Source organism: Erythrobacter sp. (assembly GCF_023653175.1).
Lineage (GTDB): Bacteria > Pseudomonadota > Alphaproteobacteria > Sphingomonadales > Sphingomonadaceae > Erythrobacter.
The window spans coordinates 1-6,415 of the sequence record NZ_JAMNXL010000198.1; the positions used below are offsets into that span (position 1 = coordinate 1).

The following is a 6,415-nucleotide window of genomic DNA, read 5'->3' on the forward strand; positions in this document are numbered from 1 at the left end:
CCATGACGATCACCATGCGCCTGCCGCTTCGAGCGACGGCACCGCGGGCTATCACCCGCACGAAAGCCCGGCCTCGATGCTGCTGCCGCTCGGCATCCTCAGCCTCGGGGCGGTCTTGGCAGGCTTCGTGTTCCACCACGAATTCATCGACGGCGCGGCCTTCTGGAACGGGTCGATCTTCTACAATGAAGACCTGATCCACGCGATGCACGGCGTGCCGCTGTGGGTGAAGCTGACCGCTACCGCGGTGATGCTGATCGGCCTTGCCGGGGCATACCTTGCCTACATCGCCAAGCCCGACATTCCAGGCAAGTTTGTCGCGAGCTTCGGGGCCCTGCACAACTTCGTCTACCGCAAGTGGTACTTCGACGAGCTTTACGACGTCCTGTTCGTCAAGCCCGCCTTCGCCTTCGGCCGCGCCTTCTGGCAACTCGGCGATGTCGGCACGATCGACCGGCTCGGACCCAACGGCATTGCCGCGGTGATCCAGCGTTCGGCGCTTGCCGCCAAGTCGATCCAGTCGGGCTACGTCTACACCTATGCGTTGATCATGCTCCTCGGGCTGGTCGGCGCTGTCACCTACGTTCTGCTTTAGGAGCGCGCTTCGTAATGGAAGGCCTTCCCATCCTGTCGCTGATGATGTGCGTGCCGCTGGCGGGCGCGGCGGCGTGCCTGTTCTCGGGCGCGGCCGCTGCACGCTGGATCGCGCTGGGGGCGACGCTCGTCACCTTCGTGCTCGGCATTGCCCTGTGGGCGAATTACGACATCGGCGGCCCGCAGTGGCAGTTCACTGAGCGCCGCGACCTGTTTGAAGGCTTCGAATACAAGCTCGGGATCGATGGCATCGCGCTGATGCTGATCATGCTCAGCGTCTTCCTGATGCCGATCTGCATCCTGGCGAGCTGGGAATCGGTCACCAAGCGCGTTGGCGAATACATGGCGGCCTTCCTGTTCATGGAGGTGCTGATGATCGGCACCTTTGCAGCCCAAGACCTGTTCCTGTTCTACGTCTTCTTCGAGGCGGGCCTCATCCCGATGTATCTCATCATCGGCGTCTGGGGCGGGGACAACCGCATTTACGCGAGCTACAAGTTCTTCCTCTACACGCTGCTCGGCTCGGTGCTGATGCTGATCGCGATGTTCTGGATGGTGGCGGAAGCCGGCACTTCGGACATCCCGACGCTGATGGAATACGGCTTCCCGGCGGGCGCGCAGACGTGGCTGTGGCTGGCCTTCTTCGCGAGCTTTGCGGTCAAGGTGCCGATGTGGCCGCTCCATACCTGGCTGCCTGACGCCCACGTGCAGGCGCCGACCGCAGGCTCGGTGATCCTGGCGGGCGTACTGCTCAAGCTCGGCGGCTACGGCTTCATCCGTTTCAGCCTGCCGATGTTCCCCGAGGCTTCCGCGCAGTTCGCATGGCTGGTCTTCGTGCTGTCGATGATCGCGGTGGTCTACACCTCGCTGGTGGCGCTGGTGCAGGCCGACATGAAGAAGCTGATCGCCTATTCGTCTGTCGCGCACATGGCGATCGTGACTGTAGGACTTTTCGCCTTCAACGTGCAGGGGCTCGAGGGGGCGATGATCGTGATGCTCAGTCACGGCCTCGTATCGGGGGCGTTGTTCCTTTGTGTCGGGGTCATCTACGACCGGTTGCACACCCGTGAGATCGCGCGTTACGGCGGGCTGGCGATCAACATGCCCTATTACGCGCTGTTCTTCCTGCTGTTCACCATGGCGAGCATCGGCCTGCCGGGCACCAGCGGCTTCGTCGGCGAGTTCCTGTCGCTCGCGGGCATCTACCAGACCTCGAGTCTCGTCGCGCTGATTTCGACCACCGGGATCATCCTCGGCGCGGCCTATATGCTCTACCTCTACCGCCGCGTCGCGTTCGGCGGGCAGACCAACGCGGACGCCGCCGCCATGCCCGACATCTCGGCGCGCGAGTGGATCATGATGGCACCCATCGCCGCCGCGGTGCTGTGGATGGGCGTCTACCCTGAGAGCTTCCTTGCCCCGATGCGCAAGGACATCGCCACGCTCGACGCGCGCCTTGCCGCGGCCGCACCCGCCAGCGATGCGCGGCTTGCCCCCGGCACTCCGCGCGCTGAGGCCGCCAATGCGCTCGGCCACCATGGCGGGGGCGACGAGGGCACGGGGCATGAGGGCATGGATCATTCCGGCGGCTCGACCGAAAGCGCCAAGGAGGGCGCACACTGATGGATTTCGCCGCTTCTTTCGCGCTCGTCCTGCCCGAACTGGTGCTGACCGGCACGGGGCTCGTCCTGCTGCTGCTGGCCGCATGGGGCGGGGACAAGGCCGCGCGCCAGATCGCCATCGCTGCCGCGGCCGCGCTGTTCGTCGCGGGAATTCTGATCGTCCCCGGCCTTCACTTCGGCACCGATGGCCCAGCCACGCTGGCCTTTGGCGGCCTCTTCAAGGTCGATAGCTACGCCCTGTTCGCCAAGGCGCTGATCTATCTGTCTGCAATCGCCGCGCTGATGATCGCGCCGTCCTTCTTCGCAAGTCCCTCCGCCGGGATCGAACGCGGGATGCGCGCCGAATATCCGGTGCTGGTTCTGTTCGCGGCTGTCGGCATGAGCCTGATGGTCTCGGCCAATGATTTCATGAGCCTCTATCTCGGGCTCGAACTGAACAGCCTGTCCGCCTACGTCCTCGCTGCGATCCTGCGCCGCGACACGCGTTCGGGCGAGGCGGGGCTCAAGTATTTCGTCCTCGGCGCGCTCGCCTCGGGGATCCTGCTTTACGGCATGAGCCTGCTCTACGGCTTCACCGGCGGTACCTCCTTCGCGGCGGTGCGCGCAGGGCTGACCGGCGAGATGGGCACCGGCGCGCTGTTCGGGGTGATCTTCGTGCTCTCCGGCCTCGCCTTCAAGATCAGCGCCGTGCCGTTCCACATGTGGACCCCGGACGTCTATGAAGGCGCGCCCACGCCGGTCACCGCCTTCTTCGCCACCGCACCCAAGGTCGCCGCCGTTGCTCTCACCGCGCGCGTGGTGTTCGAGGTGTTCGGCGGTCAGGTCGCGGCCTGGCAGCAGATCGTGATGTTCATGGCACTCGCCTCGATCGTGTTCGGCGCGCTGGGAGCGATCGGGCAGGAGAACCTGAAGCGCCTGCTCGCCTATTCCTCGATCAACAATATCGGCTTCATCCTGCTGGGCCTCGCCGTGGCGAACGCGGACGGCGCTTCGGCGATGCTGGTTTACCTCTTCATCTATGTCGCCATGAGCATCGGCTGCTTTGTCGCCCTGCTGATGCTGCGCGACGAGGAGGGCAACCTCTACGAGACCTTCACCGACATCCGCGGACTTTCGGTCACGCAACCCGCAATCGCCTGGGCGCTGCTGATCTTCATGTTCAGCCTTGCCGGTATCCCCCCATTGCTCGGGTTCTACGCCAAATTTGTCGTGTTTCAGGCGACCATCGAGGCAGGACTTGTCGCCTTTGGCGCCATCGCCATCGCGACGAGTGTGATCGGCGCCTTCTACTACATCAAGTTCGTCAAGGTGATGTTCTTCGACGAGCCCGTGGGCGTCGTCACCGGCAGGAGCGAGGCGAGTCATTGGACCCTGCTCGGCCTGACCGCGCTGATCATCTCGCCATTGGGGTACCTGCTGACCCCGTCGCTGACCGATCTGGCCGACAAGGCCGCCGCCTCGCTGTTCCTCGCGGTTTGATCGACCTCGTCGACCAGACCGGCTCGACCAACGCCGACCTTGCCGCGCGCCTGCGCTCGGGAGAGGGCTGGGCCGAGGGGCAATGGCTGGTCGCCCGCCGCCAGACCGCCGGGCGCGGGCGGCAGGGGCGCGAGTGGTTCGACGGGGCGGGCAACTTCATGGGTTCGACCGTGGTGGTGCTCGGAGAGGGCGGTCCGCCGCCCGCCTCGCTGAGCTTCGTCGCCGCGTTGGCAGTGCGCGATGCGGCCGCTGTGGGGTTGGCAGACACCGCAGCTCTCGGGCTCAAATGGCCCAATGATGTCCTGCTCGATGGCGGCAAGCTGTCCGGCATTCTGCTCGAGATGGTGCGCGGGCACATCATTGTCGGCATCGGGGTCAATCTGGCCCGCGCGCCGCAGGTCGAGGGCCGCAAGACCGCCGCCCTTGCCGCTGTAACCACGCCGCCGCCGCTTGAGGAGTTCGCCGCCAGCCTCGCTGCCGCCTTCGACAAGCGCCTTGCCGCGTGGCGCACCTATGGCCTTGCGGCGACGCTCCACGCCTTCATCGCCGCCTCGATCCATGCTCAAGGTTCGCCGCTTACCGTCCATGACACCGACGGCTCGGTGCTCTCGGGCTCCTTCGCCGGGCTCGAGGAATCCGACGGCGCCTTGCGCCTGCGCTTGGCGGATGGCCGCGAACGTGTCATTCGCGCTGGCGATATTTCATGAGCCAAGGACTGCCCACGATGCTGCTCGCCGCCGATGTCGGGAACACCAATGTCGTCTTCGCGCTGTTCGATCTTCATGCGGACGGCAGCCACACCACCCGCGCGCGCTGGCGCATCGCCACCGACCCGCGCCGCACGGGCGACGAATATGCCGTCTGGCTGCTCCAGCTGCTCAAGATCGAGGGTGTCGAGCGTGAAGCCATCACCCGGATCATGGTCGCCTCGGTCGTGCCGCGCGCCGATCACAACCTCACCGTCCTGTGCGAGAAGTATTTCGGCATCACGCCGCTGTTTGCCGGGCAGGGGAAGGCCGCGTGGCGGTTCGAGATCGATGTCGACCAGCCCTCCTCGCTGGGCGCCGACCGCGCGCTCAACATCCTTGCCGCACACCACAAATATGGCGGCGACCTGATCATTGTCGACTTCGGTACCGCGACCAAGTTCGAGGCGGTCGATTACACCGGGGCCTACAAGGGCGGATCGATCGCGCCGGGGATCAACCTTAGCCTTGATGCGCTGGTCGGCAAGACCGCCAAGCTCCCGCGCATCGCAATCAAGGCCCCCGCCAGCCGCTCCGTCATCGGGCGCAACACCGAGGATCAGATGCTGATCGGCGTCTTCTGGGGCTATGTCGCGATGATGGAGGGGATCGTGGCCAAGATGAAGAGCGAAATCGGCCGCCCCGCAAAGGTTGTCGCCACCGGTGGGCTCGCCATATTGTTCGATGACGCGACCGAGATCTTCGACCACGTCGATGCCGATCTCACCCTCGATGGCCTCGCCATCCTCGCCCGCCAGGCCGAAACCGCCTGAGCCCGCGCAACATAAGAGACATTGTGAAGAAAGATTACACCCCCGAAGACGAACTCCTGTTCCTGGCCCTTGGCGGCTCGGGAGAGATTGGCATGAACGTCAATCTCTACGGCTGTCAGGGCAAGTGGATCATGGTCGATCTGGGCATGACCTTCTCGGGGACCGAATATCCGGGCGTGGAGCTGGTCTTCGCCGATCTCGACTTCATCGAGGAACGGCGCAAGGATCTGCTCGGCATTGTCCTGACCCACGCGCACGAGGATCACATCGGCGCGGTGCCCTATTTCGCGGGCGACCTCGGCGTGCCGCTCTATGCGACGCCCTTTACTGCCGATCTGGTGGCGAGGAAGCTGGAAGAGGCAGGGCTGCTGGGGCAGGTCGAACTCAACATCATCGAGGAAGACCACGGCGAGATCGAATTGGGGCCGTTCACGATCACTTACCTGCCGCTCGCGCATTCGATCGCCGAGGGCAACGCGCTGCTGATCGACACCCCGCACGGGCGCATCTTCCACACCGGCGACTGGAAGCTCGACGATGATCCGATCATCGGCGAGCCGACCACCGAGGAGGAACTGCGCGAGATCGGCGACGAGGGCGTGCTGGCGCTGGTGTGCGATTCGACCAATGTCTTCAACCCCAACCCCTCGGGGTCGGAAGGCGCGGTGCACAAGGCGCTGATGGAGGAAGTCGCGCGCCATAGCGGCAAGCGCGTCGTCGTCACCACCTTTGCCAGCAATGTCGCGCGGCTCCACACGCTCGGCGAAGTCGCGCGCGAGACCGGGCGGCAGATCTGCGTCGCGGGCCGCTCGCTCGACCGGATCATCGAGGTTGCGCAGGACAATGGCTATCTCGCGGATTTCCCCACGCCAGTCGATTTCGAGACCGCGATGGGCTTGCCCCGCGGGCAGGTGCTGATCCTTGCGACCGGCGGGCAGGGCGAACCGCGCGCGGCCCTGGGCCGGATGGCGGACATGAACCATCCGATCGAGCTGACCGCGGGCGACGTGGTGCTGTTCTCCTCGCGCCAGATCCCGGGCAACGAAATTCCCATCGGCAAGATCCAGAATCAGCTGGCCGCGCGCGGTATCCAGATGGTCACCGACCGGCAGGCGCTGATCCACGTCTCGGGCCACCCGGGCCGGCCGGAACTCGAGGCGCTCTATTCGTGGCTCAAGCCCGAAATCCTTGTGCCGGTCCA

At 65.1% G+C, this 6,415-nt stretch carries 5 protein-coding genes and 1 pseudogene; all 6 read left to right on the forward strand.

Translation table 11 applies throughout. The features are described 5' to 3' along the window. A pseudogene (locus NBV68_RS16670) lies at positions 1–595 on the forward strand (NADH-quinone oxidoreductase subunit L); the annotation flags it as partial. A 14-nt stretch (positions 596–609) separates the two neighbouring features. After that, a complete protein-coding gene (locus tag NBV68_RS16675; RefSeq protein WP_296311954.1) occupies positions 610–2,217 on the forward strand; it encodes an NADH-quinone oxidoreductase subunit M in 1,608 nt (535 codons plus the stop codon). Beyond that, entirely contained in the window at positions 2,217–3,695 is a 1,479-nt protein-coding gene (nuoN, locus tag NBV68_RS16680) for an NADH-quinone oxidoreductase subunit NuoN (protein ID WP_296311956.1), read from the forward strand. The genes NBV68_RS16675 and nuoN overlap by 1 nt, the downstream gene beginning before the upstream one ends. Then, positions 3,692–4,402, forward strand: a complete 711-nt coding sequence (locus NBV68_RS16685) for a biotin--[acetyl-CoA-carboxylase] ligase (protein ID WP_296311959.1) — start codon at positions 3,692–3,694, stop codon at positions 4,400–4,402. Before nuoN ends, NBV68_RS16685 begins: the two co-directional genes overlap by 4 nt. A 17-nt stretch (positions 4,403–4,419) precedes the next feature. Beyond that, complete coding sequence (locus NBV68_RS16690) at positions 4,420–5,214, forward strand: type III pantothenate kinase (RefSeq protein ID WP_296311964.1); 795 nt, start codon at positions 4,420–4,422, stop codon at positions 5,212–5,214. 23 nt (positions 5,215–5,237) lie between these two features. Beyond that, positions 5,238–6,415 (forward strand): ribonuclease J (locus NBV68_RS16695; protein WP_296311960.1); only part of this gene is annotated, 1,178 nt, incomplete at its 3' end.